The sequence below is a fragment of the Micromonospora sp. CNZ286 genome (genome assembly GCF_014207755.1).
Genome location: NZ_JACHIZ010000001.1, coordinates 5,357,815 through 5,372,281, shown reverse-complemented (window position 1 = coordinate 5,372,281; position 14,467 = coordinate 5,357,815). Strand labels below are relative to the sequence as shown.

Below are 14,467 nucleotides of genomic sequence, written 5' to 3'. Positions count from 1 at the left end.
GACAAACCCGGTGGGCCGGATCAGCTCCGGCCGGCGCCCCCGTCGGCGAAGACGAGCCGCAGGAGGCGGTCGTCCTCGGCGGTGGGCGTACCCCGCCCGTCCCGGTTCGACGTGCTCACCCAGAGCGAGCCGTCCGGCGCCGCCGCGACGGCCCGTAGCCGACCGTACCGGCCGTTGAGCAGGTCGCGCGGCTGACCGAGGACTGTGCCGTTGCCGGCCAGCTCCACCAGCCAGAGTCGCTGGCCGCGCAGGCAGGCGGCGACGAGCAGACGGTCCGCCGCCGCCAGGCCGGAACAGGAGGCGTCACCTGTGGGCCACTGTGTGATCGGGTTCACGTAGCGCTTGTCGTCGCCGCGCCCCTCGACCCGGGGCCAGCCGTAGTTCCCGCCCTTGTTGATCTGGTTGATCTCGTCCCAGGTGTTCTGGCCGAACTCCACCGCGTACATCTTCTTGTCCGGCGTCCAGGCGAAGCCCTGGACGTTGCGGTGGCCCGTCGACCAGACCGGCGACCCGGCGGTGGGGTTGCCCGGCGCCGGCTTGCCGTCCGGCGTGATCCGCAGGATCTTGCCGCCGAGGCTCTTGGCGTTCTGGGCGTTCTCGGTGCGCCCCGCGTCGCCGGTGCTCGCGTAGAGGTGGCCGTCCGGCCCGAAGCCGAGCCCGCCGCCGTTGTGCGTGCCGGACTTCGGTATGCCGGTCAGGATCGGCTTCGGCGCCTGCCCGAGCTGCATCTTCGCGATCCGGTTGTCGTCCTCGGCCGTGTAGTAGACGAAGACCGTGCGGTCCTTGGCGTACGCGGGGGAGACCGCGATGCCCAGCAGGCCGCCCTCGCCGCCGGCGGCCACGTCCGGCACGGTCTGGACCGGCCGGACGGCCAGCCCGTCCGGGCCGGACTCCGGGCCGACCTGGAGGATCCGTCCCTTGTCCCGCTCGGTCACCAGCGCCCCGCCGTCGGGCAGGAACGCGATGCCCCACGGCACCTCCAGCCCCTTGGCCAGCACGGTGGCGACAACCTGCTGACCGGCCCCGCCGGGACTCGCGGTGCCGGACGGTGTGGGCAGGTTGGGCGGTGCGCCGGCCGGGTCCGGCTCGGGCTCGCCGAGGGAGCAGCCGGCGGCGCCCAGGAGCAACGCCGCGCAGGACGCCGCCAGCGCCGTCCGGAGGCGGCTGACACGGGGGTACGCAAGACGCGGGCTCACCCGGCCCAGCCTAGCCGGGCGGACCGGCGAACCGGGCACGTCGCGCGCACCCCTGCCCGCGTCCGGCCGTTCGGAGGAGTACCGGTCAGCCGGCCCGCAGCGCGAGCAGGGCGACGTCGTCCTCGCGCCGGTGCGCGGCGGCGAGCAGCCGGTCGCAGAGCAGGTCCAGCGGTACGCCCGGCCCGCCGGCCTCGAGGTGGGCGAGCAGCTCGGCCTGTCCCTCGTCGATCGGCTGGTCCCGGCGCTCGATCAGCCCGTCGGTGTGCAGCAGCAGCGTGTCGCCCGGTGCCAGGGTCAGCGTCCGGCCGGTACGCCGGGGCGGCCGGGCCAGCCCGAGCAGCGGCCCGCGGCCGTCGGCCACCGAGACCGTGCCGTCGGCGCGGACCAGCAGCGGCGGCGGATGCCCCGCGTTGCACCAGAAGACCGTCAGCCCGTCGTCGGCCGGGCGGACCCGGGCCAGCACGGCGGTGGCGACGGTGGGCACCCGCAGCCCGCCCATGGCCTGGTCGAGGTGGGCAACCAGATCCTCCACCGGGTCGTTACGCCCGTACGCGTTGCCCCGCACCAGGTTGCGCAACTGGCCCATGGTGGCCGCCGCCTCGATGTCGTGCCCGGCGACGTCGCCGATCGCGGCGATCAGCTCGCCGTCGGGCTGGACGAACGCGTCGTACCAGTCGCCGCCCACCTCCACCCGGTCGGCGGCCGGCAGGTAGCGGGCGGCCAGCTCGATTCCGGGCACGGCCGGCAGGCTCGGCAGCATGCTGTGCTGGAGCACCTCGGCCACGTGCCGCTGCTCCCCGTAGAGGCGGCTGTTGCCGACCGCCTGTCCGGCACGTACCCCGATGTCCTGCGCGGTGCGCAGGTCGCTGGCGTCGAAACCGCGCCGCCCCTGACGGTTGACGAGCGTGACGGCGCCGATCACCCGGTCCCCGGCGGCGGTGATCGGCACGGTCAGGTGGGAGCCGATGCCGAGCCGGTCGGCGAGCGGCACCAGCTCCGGGCGCGTGGTCCCGCGCGCCACGTCGTCCAGGTCGGCCACCGCGCGCACCGCCGGCCGCCCGGTACGCAGCACCGACCGGATCTGCGACTCCGCGCTGAGCCCGGTGGTCAGCAACTCGGCGAAGCGGGTCAGGTCGGCCTCGCGCTCGGCGTCGCGGTGCACGCCGGTGACGGTGCGTGGCCGGCCCGCCGGGTCGACGAGCGTGATCAGGCACCAGTCGGCGAGCAGCGGCACCATCGCGTGCCCGAGCCGGTCCACGGCGGTGGCCACGTCGAGCGTGCCGCCGAGCATCTCGCTCATCCCGGCCAGCATGGCGAGCCGGTCGTGCGCCTCCTCCGCACGGCGGCGGGCCTGCTCGGCGCCGCGGACCGCAATACGTAGTCGCAGCTCCGAGGAGCACGCGGCAGCCAGGTCGGCGAGCGTCCGCAGCTGCTCCTTCGTCCAGGCCCGGGGCTTGCTGTCGATCGCGCAGAGCGAGCCGAGCACCCGCCCCTCCAGGTCGGTCAGCGGCATGCCCGCGTACGCCACCACGCCCAGGTCCTCGATCGCCAGGTTGAGGCGTACGCGCGGGTAGAGGCGGGCGTCGGGCAGCACCAGCGGCATCTCGATGTCGACGACGTGCTGGCAGAACGAGTGGCTCAGCGGCGTCTCCCGGCGGGCCGCCCACGGCTCCGGCAGGCCGGTCGCGCCGGGAAAGAACTGGCGCTCGGCGTCCACCAGGGAGACGAGTGCGACAGGCACGTCCAGCAGGTCGCCGACCAGACGCGCGAACCTGTCGAACGCCTCGTCCGGTACGGCGTCGAGCCGGGTCTCGTCGAGTGAACGCAACCGGTCGGGGTCGGCGAGCGCCGGAATCGGCACGGACACCCGTCCCCGGCCGTCCTCGCTCATCGCCACCGCCCTCAGCAAGCGGAACACCCGACCGGCATCCCGTTCTCGGTTATACCCCGCCGGGCCGCCACTCCATTCCCGGCGCGGTGTTCGTCACGGGTCACGCCGCGCCGGCCGGTCCGGGGCCGATATCGTCGGCGGTCGTGAAGGTATGGATCCCGCACCCGGAGGGCCGCCGGCTGCTCGGCGAGCTGCCGCCCGGCGTCACCGTGGAACTGCTGGACGACCCGCGGCGGCCGCCGTCGTCCCCGTCCGGGGTGCGGTTCTGGGTGCCACCGTTCCTGTCCGGCCCGGACGCCGGGGCGCTCCTCGCCGAGCTGCCCGACGTCGAGGTGGTGCAACTGCTCTCCGCCGGGGCGGACGCCTGGGTGGGGCGGATCCCCGACGGCGTGACGCTCTGCGACGCCCGGGGCGTGCACGACTCACCCACCGCCGAATGGGTGGTCGCCGCGATCCTCTCCTCGCTGCGCGGATTCGCGCCGCTGGCCCGTGCGCAGGCCCGGCGCGAGTGGGCGTACGACGAGGTGGCGCCCACCGACGAACTGGCCGGCAAGCGGGTGCTGATCGTCGGCGCCGGCTCGATCGGCACCGCGGTACGCGACCGGCTCGCCCCGTTCGAGGTGAGCTTCACGCTCGTGGCCCGTACGCCGCGACCCGGCCAGGGCGTGCACGGGGTGGACGAGTTGCCCGCGCTGCTGCCCGAGGCGGACGTGGTGGTCCTCCTGGTGCCGCTGACCGAGCAGACCCGGGGCATGGTCGACGAGCGCTTCCTCGCCGCGATGCCTGACGGCGCGCTGCTCGTCAACGCCGCCCGCGGGCCGGTGGCGCGTACCTCGGCGCTTGTGGCCGAGCTGACCTCGGGCCGCCTGCGCGCGGCGATGGACGTCACCGACCCGGAGCCGCTGCCCGCCGACCATCCCCTGTGGGAGCTGCCGAACGTGTTGCTCACCCCGCACGTCGCCGGCTCGGTACGCGGGCTGCTGCCCCGCGCGTACCGCCTGGTGGGCGAGCAGTTGCGCCGGTACGTGGCCGGGGAGGAGCTGACGAACCGGGTGGTCGACGGCTACTGATCGCGGGTGGCTTAATGATCGCTGCCGGTGTCCGGCAGCTCCTGCCCGGTGACGGCGATCAGCCGGGGCAGTTCGGTGGCGCGTACCGCCGGCAGCATCACCACTTCGCCGTCGTCGAGCCGGGCCACCGCCCGGCCGCGGGGGTCACCGGCGAGTTCGGCGACCTGGTTCCACGGCACCCGGCGCTGCCCGACGAGCGCCCGCAGCCGCAGCTCCCGGGCATCGGCGTCGGTGCCGGCCCGCCACGCCCAGACCGCGACGGCGAGCGGCACGAGCAGCACCCAGAGCAGCCACCAGCGGGCGGAGGCCAGCGGCAGCGCGCCGATGAAGGCGACGATCGCGGCGACCAGGATGGCCTGGTTGTGACGGAAACGGACGGTATCGGCGCGGCTCACCCCCCGATGATCCCACCCGGCCAGTCCACCCCACCCCGCGGGCGTCCCCACCCTCCCCGCGTCCCTCCCCGCTCCCGCCGACGATCTTGGTACGGTTCCGCCCCTCGCGGGGCGGTCCGGTACCAAGATCTCGCTCGAGTTGGAGATCTTGGAAGCGTTGGGCCCCTCCGCGGGCCGTTTCCTTCCAAGATCTCGCGCGGGAGACCGACGCGGGACCGACGCGTCGATCTTGGGCGTGATCCGGGCCGGTGACCGACGTTGATGTGACGGATGTCACTGCGGCGGTGACGTCACCGGGCGCTTCCGGGATCGTTCCTAGGCGTGGCCGCAGCGGTCCCCGCCGATGCGTTCCCGTACCGCCCCGACCCCGCACGTCGTACCGCGTACCGCAACCGCACCGCCCCCGTGCCCCCTCACGAAGGCGACCGCCGTGCCCGTCCCCCCTCCCGCCGTTCCCCGTCGGCGATCAGTCCTGCCCGATGTCGCCGTCTCACTCGTCGGCACGGCCTTCCTCCTCGCCGGCGTCGCCGCTGCCCTGCCCGGCCCCGCAGCCGCCGCGCTCGCCGTCGCCGGAGGCTTCGCCCTCGCCTGCGTCCGGCTCGCCTGGCTGGCCGGAGCCGCCACACCGCCCGACAGCCCCGCACCGACCGGCCACCCCGCGCCGCCCGACCGTCCCGCGCCGCCCGACGGCCCCGCGCCGCCCGACCGCCCCGCGCCGAACGGCCACCCCGCGCCGATCGACCGTCCCGTGCCGACGGGCGAAGCTCCGGACCTCGCCGTGACCCATGGCGCGACGGCGCTCGGCCCGAGGACCGGGCGACGGGCTCGCCGGGCTGCGCTGTCCCGCCGGGTCGCCGCCATCCTGGACAGCGCCGTCCTGGTCGCCGGGCTCACCGTCGCGGTGCTGCCGCTGAGCGACGCCGCCCACCGGCTGCCGATCGCGCTGGCCGGGCTGTGCCTCACCGGGGCGCTGCACGTGACGGCCCTGCTGCGCCTGCCCGGCCGATCGCGGCTGTCCGGCCCGGAGCTGGTGCGCCGTACCGTCGACGTGCTGGCGCTCGGCGTCAGCCTGGTCTTCGCGGGCTGGATGCTGCTGCCGGGCGGCCCGGTCCCGGCCGTGGCCGGAATGGTGGCGGCGGGCGGCGCGGTGGTGCTCGCCGTGCTCGCGGTGGCGGCCGTCGCCGAACGCCGCCGCCGGCCGGGCGCCGCGCGCTGCCACGCCGGGGCCGCCCTGACGCTCGGCGGGCTGACGCTACTGGTGGTGCTGCTGGCTTACGGCGCGCCGGACCGGGTGCTGCCGCTCGTCGCGGCGCCCCTGGTGGCCGGGGCGCTGCTCACGGCCGCAGGCACCCGGCGTACCTCGGGCGGTGAGCGGCCGGGCCGGGACGCGGCGCCGGCCGCCTGGCCCCGCCTCACCGCGCCGGCCGGGATCGCCGCGCTGGCCGCCGGGATCCACCTGGGTACGGCGGGGGAGTTCAGCACCGCCGCGATGGCCCTGGGCCTGGCCGTCATTCCGCCGATCATGGTGGGTGAGCTGCTCGCCGCCGCCGACCAGCGCCGCCGGGTGCAACGGCTCGCGGCCCGCGAGGCGTGGTTGCGGCGCCGGCTCGGACCGGACTCCCGGCCGGTGGAGCCCGTGCCGCTGACCCGCGCGGATCTGGTCCGGGCGATGGCGGAACGCAGTGGCGGCGGGCTGCTCGTCGTCGACCTGCACGGGGTGGGTGGCGCCGTGCCGGAGGGGCCGGTGCTCAGCGAGGCCGCGCGTCGGCTGCGGGCAAGCTCCGAGACGCACGATCTGGTGGCCCGGCTCGGCGACACCGAGTACGCCGTCCTCACCGATCTCGGGCCGGTGCTCGCGTACGCGCTCGGCCTGCGGCTGCTGGCGGCGCTGGCCGAGCCGTACCCCCGGCCCGGAGGCGTCGCCCGGCTCGGGGTGAGCGTCGGGCTGGCCGAGACCAGCGGCGGCGATCCGGAGGACGTGCTGCGCCAGGCGGACCTGGCCCGCCGCCGGGCTGTGCAGCTCGGCCGGGACCGGGTCGAGTGGTACGACGCCTACCTGGAGGAGCAGCTGGTCCGCCGCCTGGATCTGGAGCGGGAGCTGCCCGGCGCGGTGGCGCGCGGTGAGCTGGACCTGGTCTACCAGCCGGTGGTGGCGCTCGCCGACCGGATGCCGGTGGGTACGGAGGCGTTGCTGCGATGGCGCAGCCCGGCGCTGGGCACCGTGCTCCCGGCGGAGCTGCTGCCGGTGGCGGCCGACCTGGACCTGACCGGCGAGATCGGGCGGTGGGTGCTGGACCGGGCCTGCCGCCAGCTCGCCGCGTGGTCGGAGGGCGGCCGCGAGCTGTGGATGGCGGTGAACGTGACGCCGCGCGAGCTGGCCGCGCCGGACTTCGTGGCGCGTACCGCGACTGCGCTGGCCGCGTACGACGTGGCACCGGAACGGCTGGTGGTGGAGGTGGCCGAGCCGGTGGTGGGACTGGAGCTGTCCACAGTGGTGGCCCGGCTGGCCGGCCTGCGGTCGATCGGTGTGCGGATCGCGCTCGACGACTTCCGGGCCGAGCACGCCTCGCTCGCGCAGCTCCGCCGGCTGCCGATCGACCTGCTCAAGGTGGGTCCGCACCTGGTCGGCCCGGGTGGGGACGGTCAGCGCCCGCTGATCGACGTGGTGGCGAACCTGGCCGACCGGCTCGGCGTGGAGCTGGTGGTCGAGGAGCTGGAGTCGGAGGGGCAGGTGGCGGGCGCGCGGCGGGCCGGCTGCCGGTACGGCCAGGGCTTCGCGCTGGCCCGGCCGGCGACCGCCGAGCGGGTCGAGGCGTGGTTCGAGGAGTATCCGTCCACCGCCCGGTGAGCTGAACCGGTTCAGCGGGTCGTCGTACGAGGTGGGGCGGTGCTGCCGCGCGGCGTCAGGTGCGCCGTCTCGTCCTGCACGACGGCTGCCGGCTCGCCCGCGATCACGGCCAGGAGCTGCCGGGCGGCGTGCGCGCCGTACGCCGGGATGTCCCTGCCCAGCGCGGTGAGCGGCGGGTGCACCAGCCGGCAGAGCGGCGAGTCGTCCCAGGCCACGATGGACAGGTCGCCGGGCACGGTGAGGCCCATCTCCTGGGCCACCGAGAGCCCGGCGATCGCCATCACGTCGTTGTCGTAGATCACCGCGGTGGGGCGGCCGGCGGAGCTGAGCAGCCGGCGGGTGGCGCGCGCGCCCTCCTCGCCGGTGTAGTCGGACCAGACGGTGGTCGCCTCGTCCAGCCCGAGCCGCCGGCACACGCCGGTGAACGCCTCGGTGCGGATCTCGGTGTGCAGCAGCGTGGGCAGCCCGCCGACCCGGGCGATGCGCCGGTGGCCGAGCGCGACCAGGTACTCCACCGTCTCGACGAGGGCCGCCGCGTCGTCGGCCCAGACGCTCGCCAGGCCGCCGGTGTGCCCGGGTCCGCCGATCACCACCGCCGGCAGTTGCAGTTCCTCCAGTGCCGGCACCCGCCGGTCGTCGGTGCGCAGGTCGCAGACGAGCACACCGTCCACCCGGCGTTCGGCCCACCACCGCCGGTAGACGGCGATCTCGGCCTCCTGGTCGCTGACCACCTGGAGCGTGAGCGCGTACGAGCGGGCCGACAGTTCGGCCTCGACGCCGCTGATCAGCTCCATGAAGAACGGCTCGATGCCGAGTATCCGGGCGGGGCGGCACAGTGCCAGCCCGACCGCCTTGGCGGTGGCGCCGGACAGTGCGCGGGCGGCGCTGCTCGGACGGAATCCGATCTCGGCGGCGATGGCGAGGATCCGCTGCCGGGTCGCCTCGGAGACACCGGGCTGGCCGTTGAGCGCGTACGACACCGCGCCCTTGGAGACCCCGGCGCGCCGGGCGACGTCGGCGATGGTCGGCCGCTTCACCGAAGCGTTCCTCCACTGTGTCCGGCCCTCGCGGGCGTTCTCGGTCGCCGGGTCACCGGCGTCTGGTGACGCTACTGCACGCCGCGCCGGTCCCGGGTGCCACCGGCGGGTGGCGGTGGACGGGTTCCGGCGGCCGTCGCTTGTGCGGTTCAGCTTAGAGCGCCGATCGCCCGGCACCTGCCCTGGACGGCCGTGAACGGCAGTCGTGAGCGGCGGCGAGGTTACCGGACGGGCACATCGGTAACCGCCCGTTGACAGCCCTGAAGGTGAACCGTACGGTGGCCTCACTTATCCGGTTCAGTCAACGTTCCTCGATATCGGGAGCGTTCCCATTCGGCGCGGAGGATGACATGAAACGGTCCTGGACGCACCTGGCGCGCGTGGCCGCCGTCGGTGCCGTCAGCCTGGTCATGATCGCCGCCTGTAGCGGCAGGAGCACCACCGGCGGCTCGGACTCGGCCGGTGGTCAGGTCACGCTGAAAATCAACTTCTGGGGCGACTTCGGGCTCCAGGATCTGAAGGCCAAGTACGAGGCCGAACACCCGAACGTCAAGATCCAGCTCAACTCGGGCGAGTACAACGCCCAGCACGAGGACCTGCAGAAGAAGCTCGTCGCCGGCAACGGGGCGCCGGACATCGCGGCGATCGACGAGGGCTTCATGGTCCAGTTCCGCAGCCAGTCCGACAAGTTCGTCAACCTGCTCGACAAGGGCGCCGGCTCGTACGAGAGCAAGTACCTGCCCTGGAAGTGGAAGCAGTCGCTGTCGGCCGACGGCAAGACGCAGATCGGTCTCGGCACCGACGTCGGCGGACTGGCCATGTGCTACCGCACCGACCTGTTCAAGGCCGCCGGCCTGCCCACCGAACGCGACCAGGTGTCAGCGCTCTGGCCCACGTGGGACAAGTTCATCGAGGTCGGCCAGCAGTACACCGCCACGACGAAGAAGAAGTTCATCGACGCCGGCACCAACCTGTTCAACCCGATCCTCGGCCAGCAGCCGGTCGGCTTCTACGACGAGCAGGACCAGCTCCGGATGGAGCAGGGCCCGAAGGTGGCGTTCGACTACACGGTCAAGGCCGTGGGCGCCGGGCTGTCGGCCAACCTGGTCAGCTTCCAGGCCGACTGGGACAAGGGCTTCACCAGCGGCGCGTTCGCGGTGCTCGCCTGCCCGGCCTGGATGCTCGGCCACATCAAGGACACCGCGCCGGGCACCGAGGGCAAGTGGGACATCGCCGCGGTACCGGGTGGCGGCGGCAACTGGGGTGGCTCCTTCCTGACGCTGCCGAAGCAGGGCAAGAACGTCGACGAGGCGTACAAGCTGCTGACCTGGCTGGTCGCGCCGGAGCAGCAGATCGAGATCTTCAAGAAGGTCGGCAACCTGCCGTCGCAGCCGGCGCTCTACACCGACCCGGCGATCGCCGACTTCAAGAACCCGTTCTTCAACGACGCCCCGGTCGGCCAGATCTTCCCGAAGATGGCGCAGGGCCTCACCCCGCAGTACCTGGGCCGGAAGAACGGCCCGACCCGGGTGGCGGTGGAGAACGTGATCCGGCGGGTGGAGAACAAGTCGCTCAAGTCCGACGCCGCCTGGTCCGAGGCGGTCAAGGAGGCCGAGAAGGCCGCCAAGTCCTGACGTGTCAGCGGTGACGGGGCGGCCCGGTCCGCCCCGTCACCGTCCGATCTCCCGGCCCTGGAGTGAACCGATGTCCAGCACCCGTGCCGCGCCCGCGCCGCCCGGCCGCCCACCCGCGCGCAAGCGCGGCCGTACCGGCGCCGGCGACCGGCGGATGACCTGGCGCGACCGGCTGTACCGCTTCGACATGCGGTACATGCCGTACCTGATGATCGCGCCGTTCTTCCTGCTCTTCCTCGTGTTCGGGCTGTTCCCGCTGCTGTTCAACGCGGTCGTGTCGCTGCGCAACTACCGGCTGGACGACCCGACGCTGCCGTACTGGGCCGGCGCCGAGAACTTCAGCCGCCTGTTCGCCGACGAGGACTTCTGGAACGCCCTCTACAACACGTTCGGCATCTTTCTGCTCTCCACCGTGCCGCAACTGCTGCTCGCGCTGCTCGTCGCGTCGCTGCTCAACCGCAAGCTGCGGGCGCAGACGTGGTGGCGGGTGGGCGTGCTGCTGCCGTACGTGACACCGATCGTGGCCTCGACGATGGTGTTCAGCGTCTTCTTCTCCCGCGACTTCGGCATGGCGAACTGGGCGCTCGGCCTGCTCGGCATCGGCGGCCCGGACGACCCGATCGACTGGCGGGCGGACAAGCTGCACGCCTGGATCGCCATCGCCACCATGGTCAACTGGAAGTGGATCGGCTACAACGCGCTGCTCTACCTGGCCGCCATGCAGTCCATCCCGCGCGACGTCTACGAGGCCGCGGCGATCGACGGCGCCGGGCCGTGGAAGCAGCTCTGGCGGATCACCGTCCCGATGATCCAGCCGGTGGTCCTGTTCACGGTCATCCTGTCCACCATCGGCGGGTTGCAGCTGTTCACCGAGCCGATGCTGTTCGACCCGAACGCCCAGGCCGCGACCGGCGGGCCGGACGGCGAGTGGCAGACCATCGCCCAGCTCATCTACAAGGTCGGCTGGAAGGACCTCAACCTCGGGTACGCCGCCGCGATGTCCTGGGCACTGTTCCTGATCATCCTGGTGGTCGCAGGCGTCAACTACCTCCTGACCAACCGACTCTCCGGAGGCCGCCGGTGACGACGCGACGCGTGGTGGCCCGGGCGCCACAGGACACCCCGGCCGGGCTCTGGACCTACCTGCTCCTCGCGGTGAGCATGCTGTTCGCCGCGTTCCCGCTCTACTGGATGTTCGTCATCGCCACCAGCGACGACGAGGCGCTGGCGAAGCTGCCACCGGCTGTCGTACCGGGCGACCGCTTCCTCACCAACGTCGACGAGGTCTTCTCCCTCCAGGACGTCTACTTCGCCGCATCACTGGTCAACAGCGTCATCGTCTCGGTGGTGGTGACCGCCTCGGTGCTGTTCTTCTGCTCACTGGCCGGCTTCGCCTTCGCCAAGCTGCGCTTCAAGGGCAGCCGCGCGCTCATGCTGTTCGTGGTGCTCACGCTCACCGTGCCCAACCAACTCGGCATCGTCGCGCTCTACATCGTGATGGGCGAGCTCGGCTGGAACGGCACGCTGCTCGCCGTCATCGCGCCCGGCCTGGTCACCGCGTTCGGCGTGTTCTACATGCGGCAGTTCATCGTGAACACCGTCCCGGACGAGCTGATCGAGTCGGCTCGGGTCGACGGCGCCACGACCATGCGGGTGTACGCGACCATCGTGCTCCCGGCCATCCGCCCGGCCCTGGCGGTGCTCGGCCTGCTCACGTTCGTGGCCACCTGGAACGACTTCCAGTGGCCGCTGATCACGCTCAGCGGCACCGACTACCCGACGTCGATGGTGGCGGTCTCCGACCTGGCCAGCGGCAACTACGTGATCTACCGGCGGGTGCTCGCGGGCGCGTTCATCGCCACCGTTCCCCTGCTGGTCATGCTGTTCATCGGTGGACGTCAGATCGTCCGCGGAATCATGGAAGGCGCAGTGAAGTCGTGAGCCGTCGAACGCTGCTGCACGAGGGGTGGACGCTGCGGGCCGAGCCCGGGCCGGCGGTGCCGCCGGAGATCGCCGGGACGGCGGTGCCGGCGTCGGTCCCCGGTTGCGTCCACACCGACCTGCTCGCGGCCGGCCTCATCCCCGACCCGTACCTGGACGACAACGAGAACCGCCTCACCTGGATCGGCCGCACCGACTGGGTCTACGAGACCACGTTCGCCGGGCAGCCCGGTGACGACGAGCGGGTCGACCTGGTCTGCGCCGGCCTCGACACGGTCGCCACCGTCACGCTCAACGGCGTCGAGGTCGGCCGCACCGAGAACCAGCACCGCTCGTACCGCTTCGACGTCCGCGCGCTGCTGCGCCCGGACGGCAACGCCCTCGCCGTACGCTTCGACTCCCCGTACCGGTACGCCGAGGCGCACCGGGACCGGCTCGGTGACCGGCCCAACGCGTACCCGGAGCCGTTCCACTTCATCCGCAAGACCGCCTGCAACTTCGGCTGGGACTGGGGGCCGACGCTCGTCACCGCCGGCATCTGGCGCGACATCGGCCTGCACGCCTGGTCCACCGCCCGGCTCGCGTCGGTCCGGCCGATTGTCACGGTGGCCGACGACGTCGGCCGGGTCGAGCTGCACGTGCAGGTCGAGCGGGCCGGCGACGAGCCGCTGACCGTCCGCGCCGCCGTCGCCGGGGTCACCGCCGACGTCGCCGTACCGGCGGGGGAGCGGACCGCCGTCGTGACGCTCACCGTCGCGGACCCCGCGCTGTGGTGGCCGATCGGGTACGGCGACCAACCCCGGTACGACCTCGACGTCACCCTGCACGGCGCCGACGGCCGGGAGCTGGACGCCGCCGCCCGCCGGATCGGGTTCCGTTCGGTCCGGCTGGACACCACGCCCGACGCCCACGGCACCCCGTTCACGCTGCACGTCAACGACGTGCCGGTGTTCGTCAAGGGCGTCAACTGGATCCCCGACGACGCGTTCCCCAACCGGGTCACCCGGGAGCGCCTCGCCGGGCGGTTCGGCCAGGCGGCCGACGCGAACGTCAACCTGCTGCGCGTCTGGGGCGGCGGCCGGTACGAGTCGGACGACTTCTACGACCTCGCCGACGAGATGGGGTTGCTGGTGCAGCAGGACTTCCTGTTCGCCTGCGCCGCGTACCCGGAGGAGGAGCCGTTCCGCACCGAGGTCGAGGCGGAGGCGCGGGAGCAGGTGACACGCCTCGCCGGGCACCCGTCGCTGGTGCTCTGGACCGGCAACAACGAGAACATCTGGGGCTGGCACGACTGGGACTGGCAGGAGCCCCTGGCCGGACGCACCTGGGGACGCGGCTACTACCTGGACCTGCTGCCCGCGATCGTCGGCGAGCTGGACCCGACGGTCCCGTACTGGCCGGGTAGCCCCTGGTCCGGCAGCGAGGACGTCCACCCCAACGATCCGGCGCACGGCACCACGCACATCTGGGACGTGTGGAACACCGACGACTACACGCGCTACCGGGACTACGTTCCACGCTTCGTGGCCGAGTTCGGCTACCAGGCGCCGCCCGCGTACGCGACGCTGCGCCGGGCACTCTCCGACAACCCGCTCACGCACGACTCGCCGGGCATGGCACACCACCAGAAGGCTGCGGACGGGGACGGCAAGCTCCGGCGCGGGCTCGACGCCCACCTGCCGCCGCCCGCCGACTTCGACGACTGGCACTACCTCACCCAGCTCAACCAGGCCCGCGCCATCCAGCTCGGGGTGGAGCACTTCCGCTCGCACCGGCCGGTCTGCACCGGCACCGTCGTGTGGCAGCTGAACGACTGCTGGCCGGTCACGTCCTGGTCGGCGATCGACGGCGACGGCCGCCGCAAACCCCTCTGGTACGCGCTGCGCCGCGCCTACGCCGACCGGCTGCTGACGGTGCAGCCGCGCGACGGCGGGCTGGCGCTGGTAGCGGTGAACGAGACCGCCCAGGCGTGGAGCGGGCCGGCCACCGTCACCCGGCTGGCACTCACCGGGGAGCCGAGGGCGAAGACCTCGGTCGACCTCTACGTCCCCGCGTACTCCTCGGTGGTGCTGGCGCTGCCGGCGGAGCTGGCGCGGCCGGACGACGGCCGCGCGGAACTGCTCGTCGCGGACGCCGGGGACGCCGCGGAGCGCGCGCTGTGGTTCTTCGCCGAGGACCGCGACGTGCGGTGGCCGGCGGCGCAGTGGGACGCGACTGTCGAGCCGGTCGACGGCGGTCGGCGGGTCCGGGTGACCGCCCGGACCGTGCTGCGCGACCTGACGCTGTTCCCTGATCGCCTCGATCCGGCCGCGCAGGTGGACCGGGCGCTGGTGACGCTGCTGCCGGGGGAGAGCGCGACGTTCACCGTGCACGCGCCCGGCCCGCTCGACGCCGACGCGCTCACCCGCCGCCCGGTGCTGCGCTGCGTCAACGACCTCGTCTGAGGGGCCTTACC

At 73.3% G+C, this 14,467-nt stretch carries 10 protein-coding genes; 6 read left to right on the top strand and 4 right to left on the bottom strand.

Features of this window, described 5'->3' with window-relative positions:
- Window positions 1-20: 20 nt before the first annotated feature.
- Together FHX31_RS23680 and FHX31_RS23675 are read right to left on the bottom strand one after the other, a co-directional pair.
- Window positions 21-1,196, bottom strand: coding sequence for a PQQ-dependent sugar dehydrogenase (locus FHX31_RS23680; RefSeq protein WP_091329753.1), 1,176 nt, complete (start codon window positions 1,194-1,196; stop codon window positions 21-23).
- 85 nt (window positions 1,197-1,281) lie between these two features.
- A complete protein-coding gene (locus FHX31_RS23675; RefSeq protein ID WP_091329751.1) occupies window positions 1,282-3,087 on the bottom strand; it encodes a SpoIIE family protein phosphatase in 1,806 nt (601 codons plus the stop codon).
- 143 nt (window positions 3,088-3,230) lie between these two features.
- Between FHX31_RS23675 and FHX31_RS23670 the strand changes: the two genes are divergently transcribed.
- The gene (locus FHX31_RS23670) at window positions 3,231-4,157 is read left to right on the top strand and encodes a 2-hydroxyacid dehydrogenase (RefSeq protein WP_091329749.1); all 927 of its coding nucleotides are present in this window, start codon (window positions 3,231-3,233) and stop codon (window positions 4,155-4,157) included.
- 11 nt (window positions 4,158-4,168) lie between these two features.
- Here FHX31_RS23670 and FHX31_RS23665 read toward each other — a convergent pair whose 3' ends face one another.
- The gene (locus FHX31_RS23665) at window positions 4,169-4,552 is read right to left on the bottom strand and encodes a PH domain-containing protein (protein WP_030270122.1); all 384 of its coding nucleotides are present in this window, start codon (window positions 4,550-4,552) and stop codon (window positions 4,169-4,171) included.
- Between the two features lie 430 nt (window positions 4,553-4,982).
- Here FHX31_RS23665 and FHX31_RS23660 point away from each other — a divergent pair, with 430 nt between their 5' ends.
- Entirely contained in the window at window positions 4,983-7,400 is a 2,418-nt protein-coding gene (locus tag FHX31_RS23660; RefSeq protein WP_184977201.1) for a bifunctional diguanylate cyclase/phosphodiesterase, read from the top strand.
- Between the two features lie 11 nt (window positions 7,401-7,411).
- On the opposite strand, the gene FHX31_RS23655 is transcribed toward FHX31_RS23660, so the two are convergent.
- A complete protein-coding gene (locus FHX31_RS23655; protein ID WP_013284479.1) occupies window positions 7,412-8,437 on the bottom strand; it encodes a LacI family DNA-binding transcriptional regulator in 1,026 nt (341 codons plus the stop codon).
- A gap of 350 nt (window positions 8,438-8,787) precedes the next feature.
- On the opposite strand from FHX31_RS23655, the gene FHX31_RS23650 reads away from it, so the two are divergent.
- The 4 genes from FHX31_RS23650 (at window position 8,788) to FHX31_RS23635 (ending at window position 14,456) form a co-directional block, all read left to right on the top strand.
- On the top strand, window positions 8,788-10,071 hold the full coding sequence (locus FHX31_RS23650; RefSeq protein WP_013284480.1) for an ABC transporter substrate-binding protein: 1,284 nt from the start codon (window positions 8,788-8,790) through the stop codon (window positions 10,069-10,071).
- 70 nt (window positions 10,072-10,141) lie between these two features.
- Window positions 10,142-11,155: a carbohydrate ABC transporter permease gene (locus tag FHX31_RS23645; RefSeq protein WP_013284481.1), complete on the top strand. Its 1,014-nt coding sequence runs from the start codon at window positions 10,142-10,144 to the stop codon at window positions 11,153-11,155.
- Complete coding sequence (locus tag FHX31_RS23640) at window positions 11,152-12,012, top strand: carbohydrate ABC transporter permease (protein ID WP_030270116.1); 861 nt, start codon at window positions 11,152-11,154, stop codon at window positions 12,010-12,012. The genes FHX31_RS23645 and FHX31_RS23640 overlap by 4 nt, the downstream gene beginning before the upstream one ends.
- Entirely contained in the window at window positions 12,009-14,456 is a 2,448-nt protein-coding gene (locus FHX31_RS23635; RefSeq protein ID WP_184977200.1) for a glycoside hydrolase family 2 protein, read from the top strand. The genes FHX31_RS23640 and FHX31_RS23635 overlap by 4 nt, the downstream gene beginning before the upstream one ends.
- Window positions 14,457-14,467 lie beyond the last annotated feature (11 nt).